Source organism: Citrobacter sp. Cpo037 (assembly GCF_030332945.1).
In the GTDB taxonomy this organism is placed as follows: Bacteria; Pseudomonadota; Gammaproteobacteria; order Enterobacterales; family Enterobacteriaceae; genus Citrobacter; species Citrobacter portucalensis.
In genome coordinates this window covers 131,827-154,568 of sequence record NZ_JAOWGW010000025.1, presented here as the reverse complement: position 1 = coordinate 154,568, position 22,742 = coordinate 131,827, and the positions used below count along the sequence as shown (strand labels likewise).

Annotated in this window: 18 protein-coding genes and 1 pseudogene; 10 read left to right on the top strand and 9 right to left on the bottom strand. The window is 51.9% G+C overall.

The features are described 5' to 3' along the window. The first annotated feature begins 346 nt into the window (after positions 1 to 346). The 9 genes from sdhC to OGX94_RS02335 all read left to right on the top strand — a co-directional run bounded on the left by sdhC (position 347) and on the right by OGX94_RS02335 (position 11,226). Positions 347 to 751: a succinate dehydrogenase cytochrome b556 subunit gene (gene sdhC / locus OGX94_RS02375; protein WP_003831406.1), complete on the top strand. Its 405-nt coding sequence runs from the start codon at positions 347 to 349 to the stop codon at positions 749 to 751. Further along, positions 745 to 1,092: a succinate dehydrogenase membrane anchor subunit gene (gene sdhD / locus OGX94_RS02370; protein WP_003831408.1), complete on the top strand. Its 348-nt coding sequence runs from the start codon at positions 745 to 747 to the stop codon at positions 1,090 to 1,092. The genes sdhC and sdhD overlap by 7 nt, the downstream gene beginning before the upstream one ends. Beyond that, a complete protein-coding gene (gene sdhA, locus OGX94_RS02365; protein WP_003831409.1) occupies positions 1,092 to 2,858 on the top strand; it encodes a succinate dehydrogenase flavoprotein subunit in 1,767 nt (588 codons plus the stop codon). The genes sdhD and sdhA overlap by 1 nt, the downstream gene beginning before the upstream one ends. A 15-nt stretch (positions 2,859 to 2,873) precedes the next feature. Then, entirely contained in the window at positions 2,874 to 3,590 is a 717-nt protein-coding gene (gene sdhB, locus OGX94_RS02360; RefSeq protein WP_003022921.1) for a succinate dehydrogenase iron-sulfur subunit SdhB, read from the top strand. 265 nt (positions 3,591 to 3,855) lie between these two features. Further along, a complete protein-coding gene (sucA, locus tag OGX94_RS02355; RefSeq protein WP_003831411.1) occupies positions 3,856 to 6,657 on the top strand; it encodes a 2-oxoglutarate dehydrogenase E1 component in 2,802 nt (933 codons plus the stop codon). A 14-nt stretch (positions 6,658 to 6,671) separates the two neighbouring features. Continuing rightward, positions 6,672 to 7,895: a 2-oxoglutarate dehydrogenase complex dihydrolipoyllysine-residue succinyltransferase gene (gene odhB, locus OGX94_RS02350; RefSeq protein WP_003022925.1), complete on the top strand. Its 1,224-nt coding sequence runs from the start codon at positions 6,672 to 6,674 to the stop codon at positions 7,893 to 7,895. A gap of 90 nt (positions 7,896 to 7,985) precedes the next feature. Continuing rightward, entirely contained in the window at positions 7,986 to 9,152 is a 1,167-nt protein-coding gene (sucC, locus tag OGX94_RS02345) for an ADP-forming succinate--CoA ligase subunit beta (RefSeq protein WP_286568592.1), read from the top strand. Continuing rightward, complete coding sequence (gene sucD / locus OGX94_RS02340) at positions 9,152 to 10,021, top strand: succinate--CoA ligase subunit alpha (RefSeq protein WP_003022929.1); 870 nt, start codon at positions 9,152 to 9,154, stop codon at positions 10,019 to 10,021. Before sucC ends, sucD begins: the two co-directional genes overlap by 1 nt. A 311-nt stretch (positions 10,022 to 10,332) precedes the next feature. Beyond that, positions 10,333 to 11,226, top strand: coding sequence for a PocR ligand-binding domain-containing protein (locus OGX94_RS02335; protein ID WP_234662205.1), 894 nt, complete (start codon positions 10,333 to 10,335; stop codon positions 11,224 to 11,226). On the opposite strand, the gene cobA is transcribed toward OGX94_RS02335, so the two are convergent. Then, positions 11,205 to 11,993 (bottom strand): uroporphyrinogen-III C-methyltransferase, encoded by a 789-nt coding sequence (gene cobA / locus OGX94_RS02330; RefSeq protein WP_003831416.1) that lies wholly within the window; start codon positions 11,991 to 11,993, stop codon positions 11,205 to 11,207. The genes OGX94_RS02335 and cobA overlap by 22 nt on opposite strands. 405 nt (positions 11,994 to 12,398) lie before the next feature. Here cobA and OGX94_RS02325 point away from each other — a divergent pair, with 405 nt between their 5' ends. Beyond that, positions 12,399 to 13,301 (top strand): LysR substrate-binding domain-containing protein, encoded by a 903-nt coding sequence (locus OGX94_RS02325; protein WP_063940687.1) that lies wholly within the window; start codon positions 12,399 to 12,401, stop codon positions 13,299 to 13,301. An 82-nt stretch (positions 13,302 to 13,383) separates the two neighbouring features. On the opposite strand, the gene cobO is transcribed toward OGX94_RS02325, so the two are convergent. The 8 genes and pseudogenes from cobO to OGX94_RS02285 all read right to left on the bottom strand — a co-directional run bounded on the left by cobO (position 13,384) and on the right by OGX94_RS02285 (position 22,736). Further along, a complete protein-coding gene (cobO, locus tag OGX94_RS02320; RefSeq protein ID WP_063940686.1) occupies positions 13,384 to 13,986 on the bottom strand; it encodes a cob(I)yrinic acid a,c-diamide adenosyltransferase in 603 nt (200 codons plus the stop codon). A gap of 9 nt (positions 13,987 to 13,995) precedes the next feature. Further along, a complete protein-coding gene (locus OGX94_RS02315; RefSeq protein ID WP_003831421.1) occupies positions 13,996 to 15,648 on the bottom strand; it encodes a class I fumarate hydratase in 1,653 nt (550 codons plus the stop codon). A 91-nt stretch (positions 15,649 to 15,739) separates the two neighbouring features. Then, on the bottom strand, positions 15,740 to 16,741 hold the full coding sequence (gene glsA, locus OGX94_RS02310) for a glutaminase A (RefSeq protein ID WP_257661500.1): 1,002 nt from the start codon (positions 16,739 to 16,741) through the stop codon (positions 15,740 to 15,742). Between the two features lie 169 nt (positions 16,742 to 16,910). After that, positions 16,911 to 18,192, bottom strand: a pseudogene (locus tag OGX94_RS02305) (dicarboxylate/amino acid:cation symporter); the annotation flags it as partial. Positions 18,193 to 18,361: 169 nt separating this feature from the next. After that, entirely contained in the window at positions 18,362 to 18,679 is a 318-nt protein-coding gene (locus tag OGX94_RS02300; RefSeq protein ID WP_003831425.1) for a DUF4387 domain-containing protein, read from the bottom strand. Then, a complete protein-coding gene (locus OGX94_RS02295) occupies positions 18,676 to 20,046 on the bottom strand; it encodes an acyclic terpene utilization AtuA family protein (RefSeq protein WP_257661501.1) in 1,371 nt (456 codons plus the stop codon). Before OGX94_RS02295 ends, OGX94_RS02300 begins: the two co-directional genes overlap by 4 nt. A 3-nt stretch (positions 20,047 to 20,049) precedes the next feature. After that, positions 20,050 to 21,291 carry a methylaspartate ammonia-lyase gene (locus OGX94_RS02290; protein WP_003831427.1) on the bottom strand — a complete coding sequence of 414 codons (1,242 nt, stop codon included), beginning with the start codon at positions 21,289 to 21,291 and terminating at the stop codon, positions 20,050 to 20,052. Continuing rightward, positions 21,291 to 22,736, bottom strand: coding sequence for a methylaspartate mutase subunit E (locus tag OGX94_RS02285; RefSeq protein ID WP_003831428.1), 1,446 nt, complete (start codon positions 22,734 to 22,736; stop codon positions 21,291 to 21,293). Before OGX94_RS02285 ends, OGX94_RS02290 begins: the two co-directional genes overlap by 1 nt. Positions 22,737 to 22,742: the final 6 nt, after the last annotated feature.

The following is a 22,742-nucleotide window of genomic DNA, read 5'->3' as shown; positions in this document are numbered from 1 at the left end:
TTAATGATTGTCAAATCAGATGATTAAAAATTAAAATAATGTTGTTATCGTGACCTATGTCACTGTTCGGGATAAAACCCGACAAACTATATGTAGGTTAATTGTAATGATTTTGTGAACGTCCTATACTGCCGCCAGGTCTCCGGAATACCCTGCAATCCCGAGCCAACCAGCGTTGTAACGTGTCGTTTTAGCATCTGGAAGCAGTGTTTTATATGACGCGTAGTTATAGTAAGGACGCTGTCTGACCCGCACGCAGACCGGAGGAAGGAAATCCCGTCGTCTTTCAGGCTACAGGTGTCTTCATCTTCTGTACCCGAAGTCTAAAGGGAATAATAAGAACAGCATGTGGGCGTTATTCATGATAAGAAATGTGAAAAAACAAAGACCTGTCAATCTGGATCTGCAAACGATCCGGTTCCCAATCACGGCGATAGCGTCCATTCTCCATCGCGTATCCGGAGTGATTACCTTCGTGGCGGTCGGGATTCTGTTGTGGTTATTGGGTACCAGCCTTTCCTCCCCTGAAGGTTTCCTCACCGCGTCATCCATTATGAATAACTTCTTTGTAGAGTTAATTCTGTGGGGGATCCTGATTGCGCTGGCATATCACGCCGTAATGGGCATTCGCCATCTGTTGATGGATTTTGGCTATATCGAAGAAACCCTCGAAGCAGGGACACGCTCCGCCAAAATTTGTTTCGTTATCATTGTCGTGCTTTCACTTCTCGCAGGAGTCCTCGTATGGTAAGCAACGCCTCCGCATTAGGACGCAACGGCGTACATGACTTCATTCTGGTCCGTGCTACCGCTATCGTTCTGACGTTATACATCATCTATATGGTCGGTTTCTTCGCCACCAGCGGCGAGCTGACGTATGAAGTCTGGACCGGTTTCTTCTCATCGGCATTCACCAAAGTCTTCACCCTGCTGGCACTTTTCTCCATCTTGATTCATGCCTGGATCGGCATGTGGCAGGTGTTGACCGACTACGTTAAACCTCTGGCTGTGCGCCTGATTCTGCAACTGGCTATCGTCGTTGCGCTGGTGGTTTACGTCATTTATGGATTTGTTGTGGTGTGGGGTGTGTAATGAAACTGCCAGTCAGAGAATTTGATGCTGTTGTGATTGGTGCCGGCGGCGCAGGTATGCGCGCGGCGCTGCAAATTTCCCAGAGCGGTCAGACCTGTGCGCTGCTCTCCAAAGTGTTCCCAACCCGTTCCCATACCGTATCCGCGCAGGGTGGCATCACCGTTGCGCTCGGTAATACCCATGAAGATAACTGGGAATGGCACATGTACGACACCGTTAAAGGGTCGGACTACATTGGTGACCAGGACGCTATTGAATATATGTGTAAAACCGGTCCGGAAGCGATTCTGGAGTTGGACCACATGGGGCTGCCGTTCTCTCGCCTCGACAATGGCACAATTTATCAACGTCCGTTTGGCGGCCAGTCGAAGAACTTCGGCGGCGAGCAGGCGGCTCGTACAGCGGCAGCGGCCGACCGTACCGGTCATGCACTATTGCACACGCTGTATCAGCAGAACCTGAAAAACCATACCACCATCTTCTCCGAGTGGTATGCGCTGGACCTGGTGAAAAACGCCGATGGCGCAGTTGTCGGTTGTACCGCGCTGTGTATCGAAACCGGTGAAGTGGTTTACTTCAAAGCCCGTGCGACCGTGCTGGCCACCGGCGGTGCTGGCCGTATTTATCAGTCCACTACTAATGCCCACATCAATACCGGTGACGGTGTTGGTATGGCTATCCGCGCTGGCGTGCCGGTGCAGGATATGGAGATGTGGCAGTTCCACCCAACCGGTATCGCCGGTGCTGGCGTTCTGGTAACAGAAGGCTGCCGTGGTGAAGGTGGCTACCTGCTGAACAAACACGGTGAGCGCTTCATGGAGCGTTATGCCCCGAATGCGAAAGACCTGGCGGGTCGTGACGTGGTGGCGCGTTCCATCATGATCGAAATTCGCGAAGGTCGCGGCTGCGACGGCCCGTGGGGTCCACACGCCAAACTGAAACTCGACCACCTGGGTAAAGAAGTGCTGGAATCCCGTCTGCCGGGCATTCTCGAACTGTCCCGTACCTTTGCTCACGTTGACCCGGTCAAAGAGCCGATTCCGGTTATCCCAACCTGCCACTATATGATGGGCGGTATTCCGACCAAAGTCACTGGCCAGGCGCTGACCGTGAATGAGCAGGGTGAAGATGTGGTGATCCCTGGGCTGTTTGCCGTCGGCGAAATCGCCTGCGTATCGGTTCACGGCGCCAACCGTCTTGGCGGCAACTCGCTGCTGGACCTGGTCGTATTTGGTCGTGCGGTTGGTCTGCACCTGCAGGAATCTATCGCTGAGCAGGGTGACCTGCTGGATGCGACCGAAGATGAAATCGACGCTTCTCTGGCGCGTCTGAACCGCTGGAACGGTAACCGTAACGGTGAAGACCCGGTGGCGATTCGCAAAGCGCTGCAAGAATGTATGCAGCATAACTTCTCGGTATTCCGCGAAGGCGATGCGATGGCGAAAGGTCTGGAAGAGCTGAAAGCGATCCGCGAACGCCTGAAAAATGCCCGTCTGGACGATACCTCCAGCGAGTTCAACACCCAGCGCGTTGAGTGTCTGGAGTTGGATAACCTGATGGAGACCGCGTACGCCACTGCAGTATCTGCAAACTTCCGTACCGAAAGCCGTGGCGCGCATAGCCGCTTCGACTTCCCGGAACGTGATGATGAAAACTGGCTGTGCCATTCCCTGTACCTGCCAGAATCGGAATCCATGACGCGACGTCAAGTCAATATGGAACCGAAGCTGCGCCCGGCATTCCCGCCGAAGATTCGTACTTATTAATGCGGAGACAGGACAATGAAACTCGAGTTTTCAGTTTATCGCTATAACCCGGATGTTGACGACGCTCCGCGCATGCAGGATTACACCCTGGAGGCGGAAGAAGGGCGTGACATGATGCTGCTGGATGCCTTGATGCAGCTGAAAGAAAAAGATCCGTCGCTGTCGTTTCGTCGCTCCTGCCGTGAAGGGGTTTGTGGCTCCGACGGTCTGAATATGAACGGCAAAAATGGATTGGCCTGTATCACACCTATTTCTGCGCTGAATCAGCCGGGCAAGAAAATTGTCATTCGCCCGCTGCCGGGCTTACCGGTTGTGCGCGATTTGGTGGTAGACATGGGGCAATTCTACGCACAGTATGAGAAGATTAAGCCTTACTTGTTGAATAATGGGAAAAATCCGCCAGCTCGTGAGCATTTACAAATGCCAGAGCAGCGTGAGAAGCTCGATGGGCTGTATGAATGTATTTTGTGTGCATGCTGCTCAACGTCCTGCCCATCATTCTGGTGGAACCCGGACAAGTTTATTGGCCCGGCAGGCCTGCTGGCAGCGTATCGCTTCTTAATTGATAGCCGCGATACCGAGACCGACAGCCGCCTGGAAGGTTTAAGTGACGCTTTCAGCGTATTCCGCTGCCATAGCATCATGAACTGCGTCAGCGTATGTCCGAAAGGACTGAACCCGACGCGTGCCATCGGCCATATTAAGTCGATGCTGCTCAAACGTAGTGCGTAAGTTGTTGTAGTGGTTGCCGGATGGCGACGTAGCGTCTTATCCGGCCTACGGGTTATGTACCTTGTAGGCCTGATAAGTGAAGCGCCATCAGGCAATATAAGTGCAGGAAACCTCTAAAAACTGCCACATTATTAGACAGTTTTTAAAGGTTCCTTAGCGGACGCAGAAAACACGACAGTCCGCAACAAGTGAACCCCGGCACGCACATCGGTGTGCGTGGTAGTATCCACGGCGAAGTAAGCATACAAATGCTTAAGGGATCACGATGCAGAACAGCGCTTTGAAAGCCTGGTTGGACTCTTCTTACCTCTCTGGTTCTAACCAGAGCTGGATAGAACAGCTCTATGAAGACTTCTTAACCGACCCTGACTCGGTAGATGCTAACTGGCGTTCGACGTTCCAGCAGTTACCTGGTACCGGAGTCAAACCGGATCAACTCCACTCAAAAACACGTGATTATTTCCGTCGACAGGCGTTGATTACCCCACGTTACTCTTCTTCTATTTCCGACCCTGATGCCAATGTGAAGCAGGTTAAAGTCCTGCAGCTCATTAACGCCTATCGTTTCCGCGGTCATCAGCATGCGAATCTCGATCCGCTGGGACTGTGGCAACAAGAAAATGTGGCCGATCTGGACCCGTCTTTCCACGATCTGACCGATGCGGATTTCCAGGAAAGCTTTAACGTAGGTTCTTTTGCCGGCGGCAAAGACACCATGAAGCTGAGCGACCTGGTTGTCGCGCTGAAACAAACCTACTGCGGCCCAATTGGCGCCGAGTATATGCACATCACCAGCACCGAAGAAAAACGCTGGCTTCAACAGCGTATCGAGTCTGGACGTGCCGCGTTCAGTAGTGAAGAGAAGAAACGCTTCCTCAGCGAACTGACCGCAGCGGAAGGTCTGGAACGCTACCTGGGCGCTAAGTTCCCGGGCGCAAAACGCTTCTCGCTGGAAGGCGGTGATGCGTTAATCCCAATGCTCAAAGAGATGATCCGCCACGCCGGTAACAGCGGTACCCGTGAAGTGGTACTGGGCATGGCGCACCGTGGTCGTCTGAACGTTCTGGTTAACGTACTGGGCAAACGCCCGCAGGAACTGTTCGACGAATTTGCGGGCAAACATAAAGAACACCTCGGCACCGGTGACGTGAAGTACCATATGGGCTTCTCGTCTGATATCGAAACCGAAGGCGGCCTGGTACACCTGGCGCTGGCGTTTAACCCGTCGCACCTGGAAATCGTTAGCCCGGTAGTTATCGGTTCCGTACGTGCACGTCTGGATCGTCTGGACGAGCCGAGCAGCAATAAAGTCCTGCCAATCACCATTCACGGTGATGCGGCAGTTACCGGGCAGGGCGTGGTTCAGGAAACCCTGAACATGTCGAAAGCGCGTGGTTACGAAGTGGGCGGTACCGTTCGCATCGTTATCAACAACCAGGTGGGCTTCACTACGTCTAACCCGCTGGATGCGCGTTCTACACCGTACTGTACCGACATCGGTAAGATGGTTCAGGCGCCGATTTTCCACGTGAACGCGGATGACCCGGAAGCGGTCGCTTTCGTGACCCGCCTGGCGCTGGATTTCCGTAATACCTTTAAACGCGATGTCTTCATCGATCTGGTGTGCTACCGCCGTCACGGCCACAACGAAGCCGACGAGCCGAGCGCAACCCAGCCGCTGATGTATCAGAAAATCAAAAAGCATCCGACCCCGCGCAAAATCTACGCTGATAAGCTGGAAGCGGACAAGGTCGCCACGCTGGAAGATGCGACTGAAATGGTCAATCTGTACCGTGACGCGCTGGATGCTGGCGAATGCGTAGTGAAAGAGTGGCGTCCAATGAACATGCACTCCTTCACCTGGTCGCCTTACCTCAACCACGAGTGGGATGAAAACTACCCGAACAAAGTTGAGATGAAGCGTCTGCAGGAGCTGGCAAAACGCATCAGCACTGTACCTGAAGCGGTTGAAATGCAGTCGCGTGTTGCCAAGATTTACGGCGACCGTCAGGCCATGGCCGCAGGCGAGAAGCTGTTTGACTGGGGTGGTGCAGAGAATCTGGCTTACGCCACGCTGGTTGACGAAGGCATTCCGGTCCGTCTGTCTGGTGAAGACTCCGGTCGCGGAACCTTCTTCCACCGTCACGCGGTAATTCATAACCAGGCCAACGGTTCAACCTACACTCCGCTGCAGCATGTGCATAACGGACAAGGCACCTTCCGCGTATGGGACTCCGTACTGTCTGAAGAAGCCGTGCTGGCGTTCGAGTACGGTTATGCCACAGCAGAACCGCGCACGCTAACCATCTGGGAAGCACAGTTCGGCGACTTCGCCAACGGTGCGCAGGTCGTTATCGACCAGTTCATCTCTTCCGGTGAGCAGAAATGGGGCCGTATGTGCGGTCTGGTTATGCTGCTGCCGCACGGCTATGAAGGTCAGGGTCCGGAGCACTCCTCCGCGCGTCTGGAACGTTATCTGCAACTTTGCGCTGAGCAAAACATGCAGGTTTGCGTCCCGTCTACCCCGGCGCAGGTTTACCACATGCTGCGTCGTCAGGCGCTGCGAGGTATGCGTCGTCCGCTGGTGGTGATGTCACCGAAGTCGCTGCTGCGTCATCCGCTGGCGGTGTCTACGCTGGACGAACTGGCAAATGGTACTTTCCTGCCAGCCATTGGCGAAGTAGATGAACTTGATCCTAAAGGCGTGAAGCGTGTCGTGATGTGTTCTGGTAAGGTTTATTACGACCTGCTGGAGCAACGCCGCAAGAACGACCAAAAAGATGTCGCCATTGTGCGCATCGAACAGCTCTATCCGTTCCCGCATAAAGCGGTGCAGGAAGCGCTGAAACCATTTGCTCACGTACATGATTTTGTCTGGTGCCAGGAAGAGCCGCTCAACCAGGGCGCATGGTACTGCAGCCAGCATCATTTCCGTGAAGTAATTCCATTTGGGTCAGCTCTGCGTTATGCAGGTCGCCCGGCCTCTGCCTCTCCGGCAGTAGGGTATATGTCCGTTCACCAGAAGCAGCAACAAGATCTGGTAAATGACGCGCTGAACGTCGATTAAATAAAGGATAAATAATGAGTAGCGTAGATATTCTTGTTCCCGACCTGCCTGAATCCGTAGCGGATGCAACGGTTGCAACCTGGCACAAAAAACCGGGCGATGCAGTACGTCGTGATGAAGTACTGGTAGAAATCGAAACTGACAAAGTGGTACTGGAAGTACCGGCATCAGCGGACGGTATTCTTGATGCGGTTCTGGAAGATGAAGGGACAACCGTCACTTCTCGCCAGATCCTCGGTCGCCTGCGTGAAGGCAATAGCACCGGTAAAGAAACCAGTGCTAAGTCTGAAGAGAAAGATTCTACTCCGGCACAGCGCCAGCAGGCGTCTCTTGCTGAGCAGAACAACGATGCCCTGAGCCCGGCGATCCGTCGCCTGCTGGGTGAGCATAACCTCGAAGCCAGCGCTATCAACGGCACCGGTGTCGGCGGTCGTATCACCCGTGAAGATGTTGAAAAACATCTGGCGAAAGCTCCGGCTGCGAAAGCCGAAGCAAAAGCCCCGGCTGCAGCACCTGCACCGCAGGCTCAACTGGGCGCGCGTGGCGAAAAACGTGTTCCGATGACTCGTCTGCGCAAACGCGTAGCAGAGCGTCTGCTGGAAGCGAAAAATTCTACCGCCATGCTGACCACGTTCAACGAAGTCAACATGAAGCCAATCATGGACCTGCGTAAGCAATACGGTGATGCGTTCGAGAAACGCCACGGTATCCGTCTGGGCTTTATGTCTTTCTACGTGAAAGCGGTTGTTGAAGCGCTGAAACGCTATCCGGAAGTGAACGCGTCCATCGACGGCGATGACGTGGTTTACCACAACTACTTTGATGTCAGCATGGCGGTCTCCACGCCGCGTGGCCTGGTCACGCCGGTCCTGCGTGATGTGGATCTGCTGGGTATGGCTGACATTGAGAAGAATATTAAAGAACTGGCAGTTAAAGGTCGCGACGGCAAGTTGACGGTCGAAGATCTGACGGGTGGTAACTTCACCATCACTAACGGTGGTGTGTTCGGTTCCCTGATGTCTACGCCGATCATCAACCCACCGCAGAGCGCCATCCTGGGTATGCATGCCATCAAAGATCGTCCGATGGCGGTAGACGGCAAGGTTGAAATCCTGCCGATGATGTATCTGGCGCTGTCTTATGACCACCGTCTGATCGATGGTCGCGAGTCAGTAGGCTTCCTGGTAACCATTAAAGAGTTGCTGGAAGATCCAACGCGTCTGCTGCTGGACGTGTAGTTAATAAGAGTATCACCTGCCCCGTAGGTCTGGACGCTTATCAGACCTACGGGTAAAAGATAACGATTACCTGAAGGATGGACAGAACACATGAACTTACATGAATATCAGGCAAAACAACTTTTTGCCCGCTATGGCTTACCGGCACCGGTGGGTTATGCCTGTACTACCCCGCGTGAAGCCGAAGAAGCTGCATCTAAAATCGGTGCTGGCCCGTGGGTAGTGAAATGTCAGGTTCACGCTGGTGGCCGTGGTAAAGCGGGCGGTGTGAAGGTGGTAAACAGCAAAGAAGACATTCGCGCTTTTGCTGAACACTGGCTGGGTAAACGTCTGGTCACTTACCAGACAGACACTCATGGCCAACCGGTAAATCAGATTCTGGTTGAAGCCGCGACCGACATTGGTAAAGAACTTTATCTCGGCGCAGTTGTTGACCGTAGCTCCCGTCGCGTGGTCTTCATGGCCTCTACCGAAGGCGGCGTGGAAATCGAAAAAGTGGCGGAAGAAACCCCGCATCTGATCCACAAAGTGGCGCTCGATCCGCTGGCAGGCCCGATGCCTTACCAGGGGCGTGAGCTGGCGTTCAAACTGGGTCTGGAAGGTAAACAGGTTCAGCAGTTCACCAAGATCTTCATGGGTCTGGCGACTATCTTCCTGGAGCGCGATCTGGCGCTGATCGAAATCAACCCGCTGGTTGTGACCAAGCAGGGTGACCTGATCTGCCTCGACGGCAAACTGGGCGCTGACGGCAACGCACTGTTCCGCCAGGCTGACCTGCGCGAAATGCGCGACCAGTCTCAGGAAGATCCGCGTGAAGCGCAGGCTGCACAGTGGGAACTGAACTACGTTGCGCTGGACGGCAACATCGGTTGTATGGTTAACGGTGCGGGCCTGGCAATGGGCACCATGGACATCGTTAAGCTGCACGGCGGCGAACCGGCTAACTTCCTCGACGTTGGCGGCGGTGCGACCAAAGAGCGTGTAACCGAAGCGTTCAAAATTATCCTCTCTGATGACAATGTTAAAGCCGTACTGGTTAACATCTTCGGCGGTATCGTACGTTGCGACCTGATCGCTGACGGTATCATCGGCGCGGTAGCAGAAGTAGGCGTAAACGTTCCGGTCGTGGTACGTCTGGAAGGTAACAACGCTGAACCCGGCGCGAAAAAACTGGCTGATAGCGGCCTGAATATTATTGCAGCGAAAAGTCTGACGGATGCAGCTCAGCAGGTTGTTGCCGCAGTGGAGGGGAAATAATGTCAGTTTTAATTAATAAAGATACCAAGGTTATCTGCCAGGGCTTCACCGGTAGCCAGGGGACATTCCACTCTGAACAAGCGATCGCTTACGGTACGCAAATGGTCGGTGGCGTTACGCCGGGCAAAGGCGGCACCACGCATCTGGGTCTGCCAGTGTTCAACACCGTACGTGAAGCGGTAGAAGCGACCGGCGCAACCGCCACCGTTATCTACGTTCCGGCCCCGTTCTGCAAAGACTCCATTCTGGAAGCAATCGATGCAGGCATCAAACTGATTATCACCATCACCGAAGGTATCCCAACGCTGGATATGCTGACCGTGAAAGTGAAGCTGGATGAAGCTGGCGTACGCATGATCGGCCCGAACTGCCCAGGCGTTATCACTCCGGGTGAATGTAAAATCGGTATCATGCCGGGCCACATTCACAAGCCGGGTAAAGTGGGTATCGTTTCCCGTTCAGGTACCCTGACCTATGAAGCGGTTAAGCAGACTACCGACTATGGTTTCGGCCAGTCTACCTGTGTAGGCATCGGTGGTGACCCGATCCCAGGCTCTAACTTCATCGACATCCTGAAGCTGTTCCAGGAAGATCCGCAGACTGAAGCGATCGTCATGATCGGTGAGATCGGCGGTAGCGCGGAAGAAGAAGCAGCTGCTTACATCAAAGATCATGTAACCAAGCCGGTTGTAGGTTACATCGCGGGTGTGACTGCGCCGAAAGGTAAGCGTATGGGTCACGCGGGTGCGATCATCGCGGGTGGTAAAGGTACAGCGGATGAGAAATTCGCTGCGCTGGAAGCTGCAGGCGTGAAAACTGTTCGTAGCCTGGCCGATATCGGCGAAGCGCTGAAAACCGTTATTAAGTAAGAAATAAAAAAACAGCCCTGACTCTCTGCATAGTCAAGGGCTGGTCCCGTTTCGACATGGTTGGCCATCTGATGATGGCCTTTTTTATGTCTGCAATTCATCTTTTGTCTGTGCGTTATTTTTATAACCTGCTTAAAGCTATACGATTTTTCTTCTGTAGGTAATAACCATCATGGCATTCAATATTTATCTTGCAATTTGATCATAATCATCTGCATAAATGAGATTATTTTTTGCGGTGAGCATCATTCTTTCTCCTGATGAAATTCTGCATATTACCGGCTTTAATTTCATTAATGCCGGAGGATACCGTGTCGTTGAAAATCCAGGATGATTACCTACAACGTTTTTTCTCGATAGCAAAAGTATTCTCCAGTGCGACTGGATTAGCCACTGTTGTGGTTGATGTTAGCGGAAAAACTCTCTCGGATTGCCATAACTTTAATTCGTTCTGCACATTAATGCGGGCGGATGAACGCTATTGTGTGAGTTGCCAAAAGTGCGACAAGTATTGTGCTTTTGAAGGATTAAAACACCTTAAACCCAGAATACTCAGCTGTCACGCAGGGCTAAGTCTGTTTTCTATGCCATTAATTCGTGAGGGGCATCTGTACGGTTTTATGCTCTGTGGGCAGGTGCGGGTAAAATATCAGGAATATAAAACTATCGTTATTGATAATGAATGCTCATGGATGGATGAACCAAAAATAAAAGCTGAATGGAGTCAGGTAGCGGTAGTAGATAATAATGCGCTGGTGGCATCAGCTAATTTATTAAGTTTTATTGTTGATAATTTCGAGACAGAACAGCAGCAATCGGATGAGTTTGTTATTCCGCCGACCAGTTACACGCGTCATTATTTTACAGAACCTTCCCGACACGAAAAAAAGCTTCTGGCAGCGTTGCGTTATATTGATGAGAATTTATATAGTGAATTATCTCTGGAATCCGTAGCGGCTCATGTCTGCTTAAGCGCAAACTATTTCAGCCGTTTTTTTAAGAAACGGCAGGGCGTTAACTTTAAAACCTGGGTGAATCAGAAAAAAATGCAAAAAGCGGGGGAGTTATTGCACGATCCCATTCATTCAATAGACAGCATTGCCCGGAAACTCCAATACGCACAAACCAGTTACTTTTGCCGCGTTTTCCGGGCGGCGCATCAAACGTCGCCCCAGTCTTTTCGTCATGCCAGACTGTCGCAGTAAAGGTTTTCTGGCAGCGTGATGGCTTCAGGGATAAAAGAGAGCCGATCGCTCAGGGTTACCACATCACCAATCACTATCAGCGCAGGGGGGAGGATGTTAGCTTCCTGCGCCTTGCTCAGTAGTGAACCGAGCGTACAGGTCAGTCGGCGTTGGTTATCCCGGGTGGCGGACATAATTAGAGCTGCAGGTGTATCTGCCGATTTTCCACCCATCAATAATTCCTCACAGATAAACGCCAGATTGGCGATACCCATGACGATAACCAGCGTACCATTCAGTTTGGCCAGCTGACGCCAGTCCTGCTGTTGGTTGCCCTCCCGCGTATGACCGGTTACCACGTGAAATCCCGAGGCGAAATCGCGGTGTGTTACCGGAATCCCGGCATAGGTCAGGCCACCAATAGTTGAGCTGATACCCGGCACCACTTCAAACGGGATTCCCGTCTCGACGAGATCCTCAACTTCTTCAGCCCCACGTCCAAAAACATACGGATCGCCGCCTTTCAGACGCACAATATTATTGTGCGTTTGGGCATACTGGACAAGCAGTGCATTGATTTCATCCTGCGGTACACAATGGAAGCCTGGGTTTTTGCCGACATTGATAAGCAGACAATCAGGTAATGCCCATTCCAAAATTTTAGGATTGACCAGCCGATCGTAAATAATGACATCAGCCTGTTTAATGCACATCATTGCTTTGAGGGTAAGTAATGAAATATCACCGGGACCTGCCCCAACGAGCCAGACCTTTCCGAAAGTTTTCACATTGTGTCCTTTATCACATCATTCAAAAAAAGGCAGAAACTACATCAAGGAATGATAAAAAGCAGTCGTTTGCCCGTAAGTTATAACGTGAAATTATCCAAAATTATCGCACTGATAATATTGATTAATCTCGCAAAGTTTTTTCTGCAATAAACAAGATAACTTGAAAAATTATTAAGAACTTATTGGCACTATTTGCTTGGGTTTAACCTTATTTAAATTGTGTTTATTGTTGCCCTTGAGTATTATCGGTTAATATTTATCCGCCATCAGTGTGAGCAAATCATGGATTGGATCAATGACATTAATGGATGAAATAAAATATAACTCTCGGTGCTTATCTGGGTATCTTGAATTATTTTTTATAAATTAAACTATTTTTGCACGCTGCATATGGAAGAGGTTATGAGAGGAAAAATACCTAAGACGGAGTTGCTGGTAACTTTTGAAGTTGTTGCGCGTCACGAAAGTTATACCCGGGCAGCTGAAGAGCTGGCTTTAACACAAAGTGCTGTTTTCCGCCAGGTAAATGCACTGGAGGATTTTCTCAATACCGCGCTATTTAATCATGCCAAAAAACGCATTTTTTTAAATGCGGCTGGCAAACACTATTTAAGTATCGTTAAAGAAACGTTAAATAAACTTGAACGAGATACGACGACGATAATGACCTGGCAGCCAACGGTACAGGTTATTGAGCTGGCGGTGAATCCGACGTTCAGCACGCACTGGCTGATCCCAAACCTGCGTGAATTTAACAAACTTAATCCTGATATTATCGTGAACATTCATTCCCTGGCGAATATTGGTGATTTTCTCAATCGAGAGTATGACGCGGCAATTATGCGTGAAGACTTTTATTCGCCATGGTCAGGGGTTGAGTACCTGTTTGAAGAGGAAATTCTGCCGGTATGCAGCCGCTGTTTGCTGGCCGAACCGGAACGAAAACTGGCGGTGAACGAATTACTAAATGAATTTCCGCTCTTGCACCAAAGTACGCGCATCAAAGGGTGGCAGGAGTGGTTTGCGCTGTCAGAAGTCAGCAGTCCGCTGGTGAATAAAGGTCCGAGATTTGATTTGTTATCGATGCTGATCGCGGCGGTCCGTTCTAATCTGGGCGTTGCGCTGCTCCCGCGTTTTGCCATTCAGCACGATCTGGACAGTGGTGATATGGTCATTCCTTGCGATGTTCCAATGCGTACCGGGAATCGATTTATTATGACGTGGCGTGAAGAGAAATCGGAATCCGAGCATTTACAGATTTTCCGTAACTGGTTGCTCAGTAAGTCCGTGGTATCGGCTGCCTGAGGGTGGCTTGCGTCTTATCAGGCCTACAACGATGGGTAGGCCGGATAAGACGCGTTAGCATCGTTATCCGGCAAAAGAACGGCTACCAATCTATCCCAACCTGTGCCTGAATACCGCGGTCAAACGCGTGTTTGACCGGGCGAATTTCACTGACTGTATCGGCCAGTTCCAGTAACAGCGTATGGCATCCGCGCCCTGTGACGATAACGCTCTGACCGGCAGGGCGATTTTCGATGGCGCTGATAACCTCTTGCGTATCCAGATAGTGGTAAGCCAGCATGTAGGTGAGTTCATCCAGCACCACTAGATCGTAATGCGCATCAGCCAGCATGCGCTTACTCTCCTGCCACACAACCGTTGCCGCCTCGATATCTGCTTGCCGATTTTGGGTTTCCCAGGTAAATCCGGTGCCCATAATATGGAACTCGACGCCGAGCGGTTGCAGTGTGTTGTACTCGCCATTATCCCACTGACCTTTAATAAACTGCGCGATGCCAACGGTTTTTCCGTGACCCACTGCGCGCGTTGCCGTGCCAAAGGCTGCGGTGGATTTTCCTTTTCCGTTGCCGGTGAAGACAATCAGGATCCCTTTCTTCTCCGTTGCAGCCGCTACGCGGGTATCAACCTGCTCTTTCAGCTTCTGCTGACGCTGACGGTGTCTGTCGTTATTGGCGCGCGCTTCCATGGAAACTCCTTAATGCCCTGCCGGACAAGTTGCGCAGCGATGCTGCTGCTCGAACTGGCTAAAGAAGTTATTGCCTTTGTCATCCACTAATACGAAGGCCGGCATATTTTTAACTTCCATCATCCATACGGCTTCCATTCCCAGTTCGGGATATTCAAGGCACTGCAGGCTTTTCACGTACTGCTGCGCCAGCAGGGCTGCGGCACCGCCAATGCTGCCGAGGCTAAATCCACCGTGTTTGTGACAGGCATCAGTGACCTGCTGGCTGCGGTTACCCTTGGTGAGCATAATGAGGCTGCCGCCTTGTGCCTGGAAAGCATCGACATACCCATCCATGCGCCCGCCGGTGGTGGGCCCCATCGAGCCACAGGCCTGATTTTCCGGGGTTTTGGCGGGACCAGCGTAGTAAACGATATGCTTTTTCATGTATTCCGGCATAGGTTCGCCGTTATCCAGTCGCGCTTTGATGTTCGCGTGGGCGATATCGCGAGCGACAACAATCGGGCCGCTTAACGACAGGCGTGTACCAATGGGCAGAGCGGAAAGGTCATGCAGGATGTCACGCAGCGGACGGTTCAGATCCAGTTGTACGGTCTGAGCGCCGTTTTCTACCCGGTGAGAATCGGGGATAAATTTGCCCGGATTATGCTCGAGTTTTTCCAGCCAGATACCGTGTTTATTAATTTTGGCCTTAATGTTGCGGTCGGCAGAGCAGGAGAGGGCCATCGCGATTGGGCAGGAGCCGCCGTGGCGCGGTAAGCGAATTACGCGGATATCGTGGGCAAAGTATTTGCCGCCAAACTGCGCCCCGATGCCAAACTCGCGGCTGGCATTGAGCAACTCGGCTTCCAGCGCCGTATCACGGAACGCCTGGCCCAGCTCGTTCCCGCTGGTGGGTAGATTATCGTAATATTTGGTTGAAGCCAGTTTGGCGACTTTCAGCGCCTGGTCGGCGGATAAGCCCCCAACCACAAAAGCGATGTGATATGGCGGGCAAGCGGCTGTACCCAGTGATTTCATTTTTTCGATCAGGAACGCAGTGAGTTTTTCCGGCTGTAGAATGGATTTGGTTTCCTGGTACAGTGCCGCTTTGTTAGCTGAGCCGCCACCTTTATTGACGAACAGGAAACGGTATTCGTTACCTGGGGTGGCGCTAATATCGATTTGTGCGGGCAGGTTGGTCTGGGTATTGACCTCGGTATACATATCCAGCGGTGCATTTTGCGAGTAACGCAGGTTGTTTTCGGTAAAGGTGGAATACACGCCTTTGCTTAATGCTTCTGCGTCATCGCCGCCGGTCCAGACATGTTGTCCTTTGCTGGCCACAATGGTTGCCGTCCCGGTATCCTGGCAGTTGGGCAGTACGCCTTTAGCTGAAACCTCTGCATTGCGCAGCAGCTGCAATGCGACGTACTTATCGTTACTACTGGCCTGTGGGTCGTGCAAAATGCTGGCAATCTGTTTTAAATGTCCGGCGCGCAGGAAAAATGAAGCCTCATAAAACGCCTGCTGTGCTAACAAGGTTAACGCTTCCGGTGCAACCTTGATCACTTCCTCTCCGTCTAACTCCGTTACCGTAACGTGCTGGTTACTCAGTAATTCATACTCGGTACTATCTTTACTCTGAACAAAGAGTTCCTGCCAGACAAATGGTTTAGACATAGTACTTCTCACCTTTTCATTTTGCCGGATGACGGCGTAAATAAATGCGCTAATCGTAGGCCGGATAAGCGAAGCGCCATCCGGCGTAAAGTTATTTGGCTAAAAAGACATTGGCTTTTGTCGCTTCGGCGACATATTCGATAGTTTGCTGGGCTCGAACGCTATTACCGGCTGCATCCAGCGGCGGAGAATAGACTGCAATCGCATATTCGCCAGGGACAACGGCAACCATGCCGCCGCCGACGCCGCTTTTCGCCGGGATGCCAACGGTGTACAGCCATTTACCGCTACCGTCGTAAAGCCCGGCGATTGCCATTTCTGCCAGCACCTGCGGAACATATTTCTCGTTAAGCAACTGTTTACCGTTGAACGGAGATTTGCCTTTGTTCGCGAGTACGGCACCCATTTTGGCCAGTTGCTCAACGGTGATATCCACCGAGCACTGGCGGGTATAAATTTCGACGGCTTCGTCAGTGTTGCCATAGAAGCTGTTATAGGATTCCATCAGCTTGGCCAGCGCCTGATTGTGCTGGTTGGTTTCCATTTCAGATTTGAAAACCGGTTCGTTCACGGTGAGTGTGGCATCGGCCCAGACGTTCAGGTTGTCGAGGATTTTGTTCCAGCGGTCGGTTTTGTCTTTGGCTTCAATCAGGCTAACGGTGCTCATGGCCCCGGCGTTTACCAGCGGGTTTTCAGGCGCGCCTTTGGTCAGTTCAACCGCTAAACCTGAGTTGAACGGCATACCGGTGGCATTGGCGCCAAGTTTATCCAGCACTACCTGAGAACCGTGCTGCTCCATGGCGAGCGCCATGGTGAACACTTTACTCAGGGATTCCATTGGGAAAGGTTTGTTAACATCGCCAACCTGGTAGATCTTGCCGTCCACCGTCGCAATGGTGATGGCAAAATTTTTCGGGCTATAGGTCGCCAGAGCAGGGATGTAGTCGGCGACTTTTCCATCGTTGTTACTTTTGTACTTCTGATGAGCCTGTTCTATCAGCTTGGCGTAGTCGGGCGTGGTTTGCGCGAATGTGGTTGCGCTAAACAAGACGCTGAAAGAAAAGAGACTCACGCCGAGAATTGTTTTATTCATTATGCATTCCTGTTGGTGTTGTTGGGAAAACTATCCTGTAGGCCGGATAAGGCGTTCACGCCGCCATCCGGCGTTAACACGGTATAATTGCCGGATGGCAACGCTGACGCGTTTTATCCGGCCTACGATTAGTTGTTCTTCTACTGTCAGGACAAAGCGACTTCCGTTTCGGTAACTGGACGTTCTTGTTCCGGGGTCTTCACCAGCGCAGTTCCACGGCAACCCTGGCCGTAGTGTTCGCCTTCCCAACGGCCCACGATGGCAGCACCCATTGCGTTACTCATAACGTTGGTGGCAGAACGACCCATATCGAGGAACGGATCGACACCCATCAGCAGAATCAGACCAGCTTCTGGAATGTTGAACTGGTTCAGGGTTGCAGCGATAACCACCATGGATGCGCGCGGTACGCCTGCCATTCCTTTCGAGGTCAGCATCAGGATCAACAGCATGGTGATTTGCTCGCCCATGCTCAGTTCGATGTTGCACGCCTGGGCAATAAAGACGGTGGCAAATGAGCAATAAGCCATGGAACCGACCAGGTTAAAGGAATAACCGATAGGCAGAACGAAGCTGGCGATTTTTGAAGAAACACCGAATTTTTCCAGCTTGTCCAGCGTACCCGGGAAGGCGGCTTCAGAGCTTGAAGTGGTAAAGGCCAGCAGAGCGGGTTCGAGGATTGATTTAGTTAACCGTGCGATGCAAGGCCCGACGATCATAGTAGACAGGCCAATCAGGATTGCCCACAGCATACCCAACGTCAGGTAGAACTCACCCATGAAGATCCCGGCGCTAACCATCACACCCAGACCACGTTCGGCAATCAGACCTGAAATAGCGGCAAAAACGGTCAGTGGTGCAAACAGCATGACGTAACCCGTCAGCTTCAGCATGACGTGCACCAGTGAATCCAGCACTTTCACGATAGGATCGGCTTTTTCACCAATCGCAGCGAGGCTGCAACCGAGGAAGATTGAGAACACGACGATCTGCAGAATTTCGTTACGCGCCATCGCATCGACAATACTGGTCGGTACCGCGTGTGAGATGAATACTTTCAGCGTGAATGGCTCTGACTTAACGGCGGCAACGGCTCCGACGTCATGTGGCACAAAGTTGATACCTGCGCCTGGCTGGAAGATATTAACGATAACCAGACCCAGTGCAATTGACACCAGAGAGGCGCAAATAAACAGGAAGAAGGTTTTCGAAAATATACGTCCCAGCGTTTTGGCATCGCCCATTTTGGCAATACCCACAACCAGAGTTGAAATAACCAATGGAGCAATAATCATTTTCACCATACGTAAGAATATAGTGGTGAAAATGGAAATATCTGCTGCATAAGATTTTGCTGTTTCAGCCGCGGCCATATTATTTATGGCCACCCCGGCAATCATGCCGAGTATCAGGCCTAATATGATCATCTTCGTTAAACTAATTTTCTTCATGTGTACTCCATCGGATAAAGGCTGGTAATTGGAATTGTGTAGGGTGGCGTGCGCCTGAACCTGGACAGCAGCTCAGACGCACGCCTGTTGTGACCAACCGCATGAATAATTCGAAGCACTGTGATACAGCTGAATTCTGTGCTCCAATGGTTGTTATTGTGTTTTTTTGTTACAAGTCAAACTCAATACTTAATAATGGAGCGTGTTGCTGCGCACCATAAACATCATTGTCACCGACATTGCCGGAAATAATATCCCGTGGCATGACGATTTTTACGGCATTCGCTGGATCGAACCAGACGATATTGTGAATAAACTCAGGCTCAACATTATATAAACCGGCAATAAGCTGCGGCGTTAATTGCTCGCAGGCTTTTACCCGCTGATAGTCTTCCCTTGTTTTAAATAAAATATCTAAAACTAGTTCGTACGGTCCGGCGTTTTTGGAACGAATTACTTGCGCCAGTGAACAAATTGAGTGTTTCATGCCTGAACTCCTTCTGGCGTCACCTGTTCAATGTGGAAATCAAAACGCAGCGCATCGCTCGCTTCAATCAGGTGATAGATCGAGAACTCATACACCGGTCCACTCTGAATATCAGATGGCGAGAACGGGAAGGCGAGGTTGCCCGCAGTCGCAATGCGATTTTCATAGCCGTAGTGCAGCAGGGTAGAGCGCACCAGAGAGCAAACGCTGTTGGCGATATCCTGCGTTGGCGCGACGACATCCAGTAAAATTCCCAGCTCATGGCCCGCAGTTTTCATCGGCTCATGGTTGCCCATCACACCGTTCTTACCGTACAGGTGGAACGTCATGCGGATACTGTCGTCATTCAGCGAGAGGTTACGTGCCACGCTTGCCTGTACCTCTTCAAGAATCGTGTCAATCCCGGCAATCATAATCGGGTCACGTGTTCCGGCGATGGTCAGGCAACGGAAGCCAACCTGGCGTGCACCTTCCAGTTTCAACGCATACGGTGTTTCTTCATGGCGTGAACCGCTGACATACACTTCGCCCTCGTTAACCTGGGTGAAAGTGCATGCCTTCAGGTTCAGCACACCGCCTGGCCCTGGCAGGAAGTATGGATCTGACTTTTCGTACAGGGTGTGTGCTGCTGCGGAAGTCTCGGTGAACTTACGCTTGGGATTGAACGCCTTCAGCGTAAAGCCGTTATCGTCAATGATTCCCATCGCACAATCTGAGCCGGAACCAGGGGTGGCGGCAATGGCTGCACACTCAAGGATCTTACCGCAATGAAGCGCCAGACCTTCATCAAAGCCCTGCATAATCGGCAGCGCGGCGAAGCAGGCCGGATCGTAGGCACGTCCGCCCAGGACCACCTGCGCACCGGCTTTCAGCGCACGCTGGAAAGGCGCGATGCCCATTTGTGCGACAATGTAGGTGCTCTCTTCAATGGCCTCGTGAGTCAGTTCCGGCACAAAATCGAGCGCGGTGATTTTGCCGTTATCCAGCGCCTGATGAACGATTTCTTTGTCGACATCAGACGGAATTAGCGCCATTGAGAAAGACAGTTTTTCTTCCTGCGCGATCTCATGGATTATCTGGCGACACCACTCCAGATGCGGAGCTGCGCCAGAACCACCAGCTGTGCCGATTACTACCGGGATGTTGTTCTTAACGCCTGCCACAATCATATAGCGCAGATCGCGTTTCACACCGGCCCTGTCAGTAAAGGGTTTACCTGCCCCCAGGTAGTGGGGGCCAGGATCGGAGGAACCTGCGTCAACAGCAATAAGATCCGGTGACTCTTCCATGGCTTTACGAAAACTTTCTTCCGGGAAGCCATAACCCAGGATAGCCGTAGGCGATAAGATCTTAAATGTGCGTGCCATCTCTTAATCCTTAGTTTGCAACAACGCGATGGTGCGGTTCATTTCGTTAAACACGATGTTGAGACCTTCATCGAAACCCATACCCGGTTTAACCAGCATGCGCATTGGACGCGCGGCAAGTGCCACGTGTACGCAGGTGCGGGCACTGATCTCGGTTTCGTTACAGGTACCGCCCTGATAGGCTTCCATCGCGTGTTTGTTGCAATACAGCACCGCATCAACGATGTTGTGAATACCGCCCAGATCCGGAGTCTTGATCTGTACCATGTGGCAGCTGCCTGCATCGGTAAAGTCCACGATATCCTGATAGGTGTTACACCATTCATCCGCAACGATTTTCACGCCGGAACCCAGACGAGTCAGCTCTTTGGTGATGGCGGTCAACATGCGGATCTGATCCGGCTTGTTACCGGCATCAACCGGACCTTCGATATACAGCGGCAGACCCTGGGCTTCGGCTTCCAGGCTGGCGATGTATTCGGCGCAACGCACTGGATCCATATCGAAGATCAGACCGATCGTGCCGTACACATCAATGTGCAGCGTCGGGTGATAACGTTCGCTGGTGCGCAGGCTTAAGATGCGGTCGGATAACCAACGTACATACTCACGCAGTTTTTCGCCTTTAAAGCCCAGCTTCTCTTCCACGTTGTTGATCAGCGCATGCGGCAGGACGTCCACACCTTTGAGGATCATCTTATCAACGGCGATATAACGGTCGTCACCGCTCTGACCAAATAATGGAATGGCTTCCGGGACGCACGGCAGTTGCCATTCATCGCAAACCACTTCAGTTTTCAGACGACCGGTAGCCAGCGCCGCAGCGTCGAGCAGCGCCTGAGACAAACCATAGCGGACGGCGGTATGCAGCAGATGACCGTCAATACGCAGTTGGTCAAAGAAACGCGCGTTCGGCAGGAACGAATCAACGTCACGACCTTCCAGTAACGGCTTGATGTGGTCGTTGAGGAACGGAATGAAGTTTTCAGCCAGGAACAGTGGGTCACGACCGCCTGCACCTGAATATTGCACCGCTGCGCAATCGCCCACAGCTACCGCGCCGTTTTCCAGAATCAGCTGTACGGAAACACATTCACCCGCCTGACGAACAGACGTAAATCCAGGCGTTACCGGATCGCCGGTATAGATAAACCCGTCATGACCGGCGCCGTTTTTGATGGCCTGCTGATCGTCAAAATAAAATGAGGAGTAGCCAGCTGTGAAAAGGGCCTGTTTAATTTTCATTATGGTCTTCCTATTAATTTACTGTGGGATACGGCGTTGATGTCATCAATGACCATCTGGAAAGAAGGCTTGCGACCTTCGAAATGTGCGCGCTCTGCAACGTAGTCGTGGTGCAGGGCGAGAATATCTTTCGGCAGCGGCACTGCACCGGCTTCAAGAATACGGATTGCGCCTGTGTTATCGCGAACAGGCAGGATCTTACCGGCGTTACAGGCGGCAGGAGCGAAAGGCACATCCAGCACGCCAGCTTCAAAGGCCAGCACCGTACCGCGCGCAATGTCGCCATTGCCCAGTTCGAAGACTTTCTTCAATACCGCGCGGACTTCGCTCTTAATCAGGTCAACTTCCTGCTCCACGGCAGCGCACTGCGGGAATTTCTGATCGCTGACCATGTTGAGCATCTGGCGTGACGCTTTCAGACCCTGGGCGTTAGCTGCCGCGGTTGGGATACCGAATGCTTCGTGCGGACTTTTGGTAATGACTTTTGTGGCACCAGACATACCGGCAACCGCTGCGCCCCAGGCGATAACGGAGAAGGCTTTTGCTTCATCTTCCGGGAATCCGCCCATCCACTGGTGGAAAACGGTGCTCAGCTCGTAATCGTCGAAGCCATGGTTATGGAAGTATTCGTGGGACAGTTCACGCAGTGCCTGAATAGCAGCGATATCCTGTGTCAGGCTACCGACCTGGCCGTAACCGACGGTAATAGACTTCACGCCCTGCTCCAGCGCCAGCAGACCTTCGATAATCGCGACTGAGTGGGACATGAACGGCGGGATCAGCGTGCCGGTCAGCGGACCAAACGGCTCACGGTTGATGCGAATGCCGTTCTCTTCGTACAGACCCATCAGACGGTCGCAGTACTGCCAGTCGCGGATAGATTTTTCCAGGGTGACGCGTTTGGCGTAAGGGATGTTGTAGGAGATACCGCCGCCTTCGTAGCTGGTAAAGCCACTGGCCATGGCGATTTCTGCCAGCAGACGCGCATCCGGTGTACCGTGGCGAACCTGGATTGGTTTATCCAGCGATTCAGTCATACGACGGCAGGCAGCAACCCCGTGATTGACGACCGGTAAACCATTCAGCTTGGAAGTACCTGCTTCGATGGATTTTTGGATCCCGACAGCGGCTTCTTCATAGCGGTTCAGACGGGTATAGGCATCGATAGTACTTGGCAGGAGGTCGCACTCTTCCTGCAATGTTTTGAGCAGGGCAATATGCTCATCCATTAATGCCACACCTGCGCGCGGCTGGCTCAGAGTTTTACCCTCCTGATCGGCCTTCAGCAGGGCGAGGGAGAAACGCTTTTTCTCTGGAATTGATTGCTGGTACTTCACGCCATCTTCGAAGTTCTCAACGTCTTTACCGGTTTCCCAGGTTTGTAACACCTGATGCCTTTCGGTCATGAATTCGTCATGGGTCAATTTTTTATTTCGAAGTTCCATTCGTAG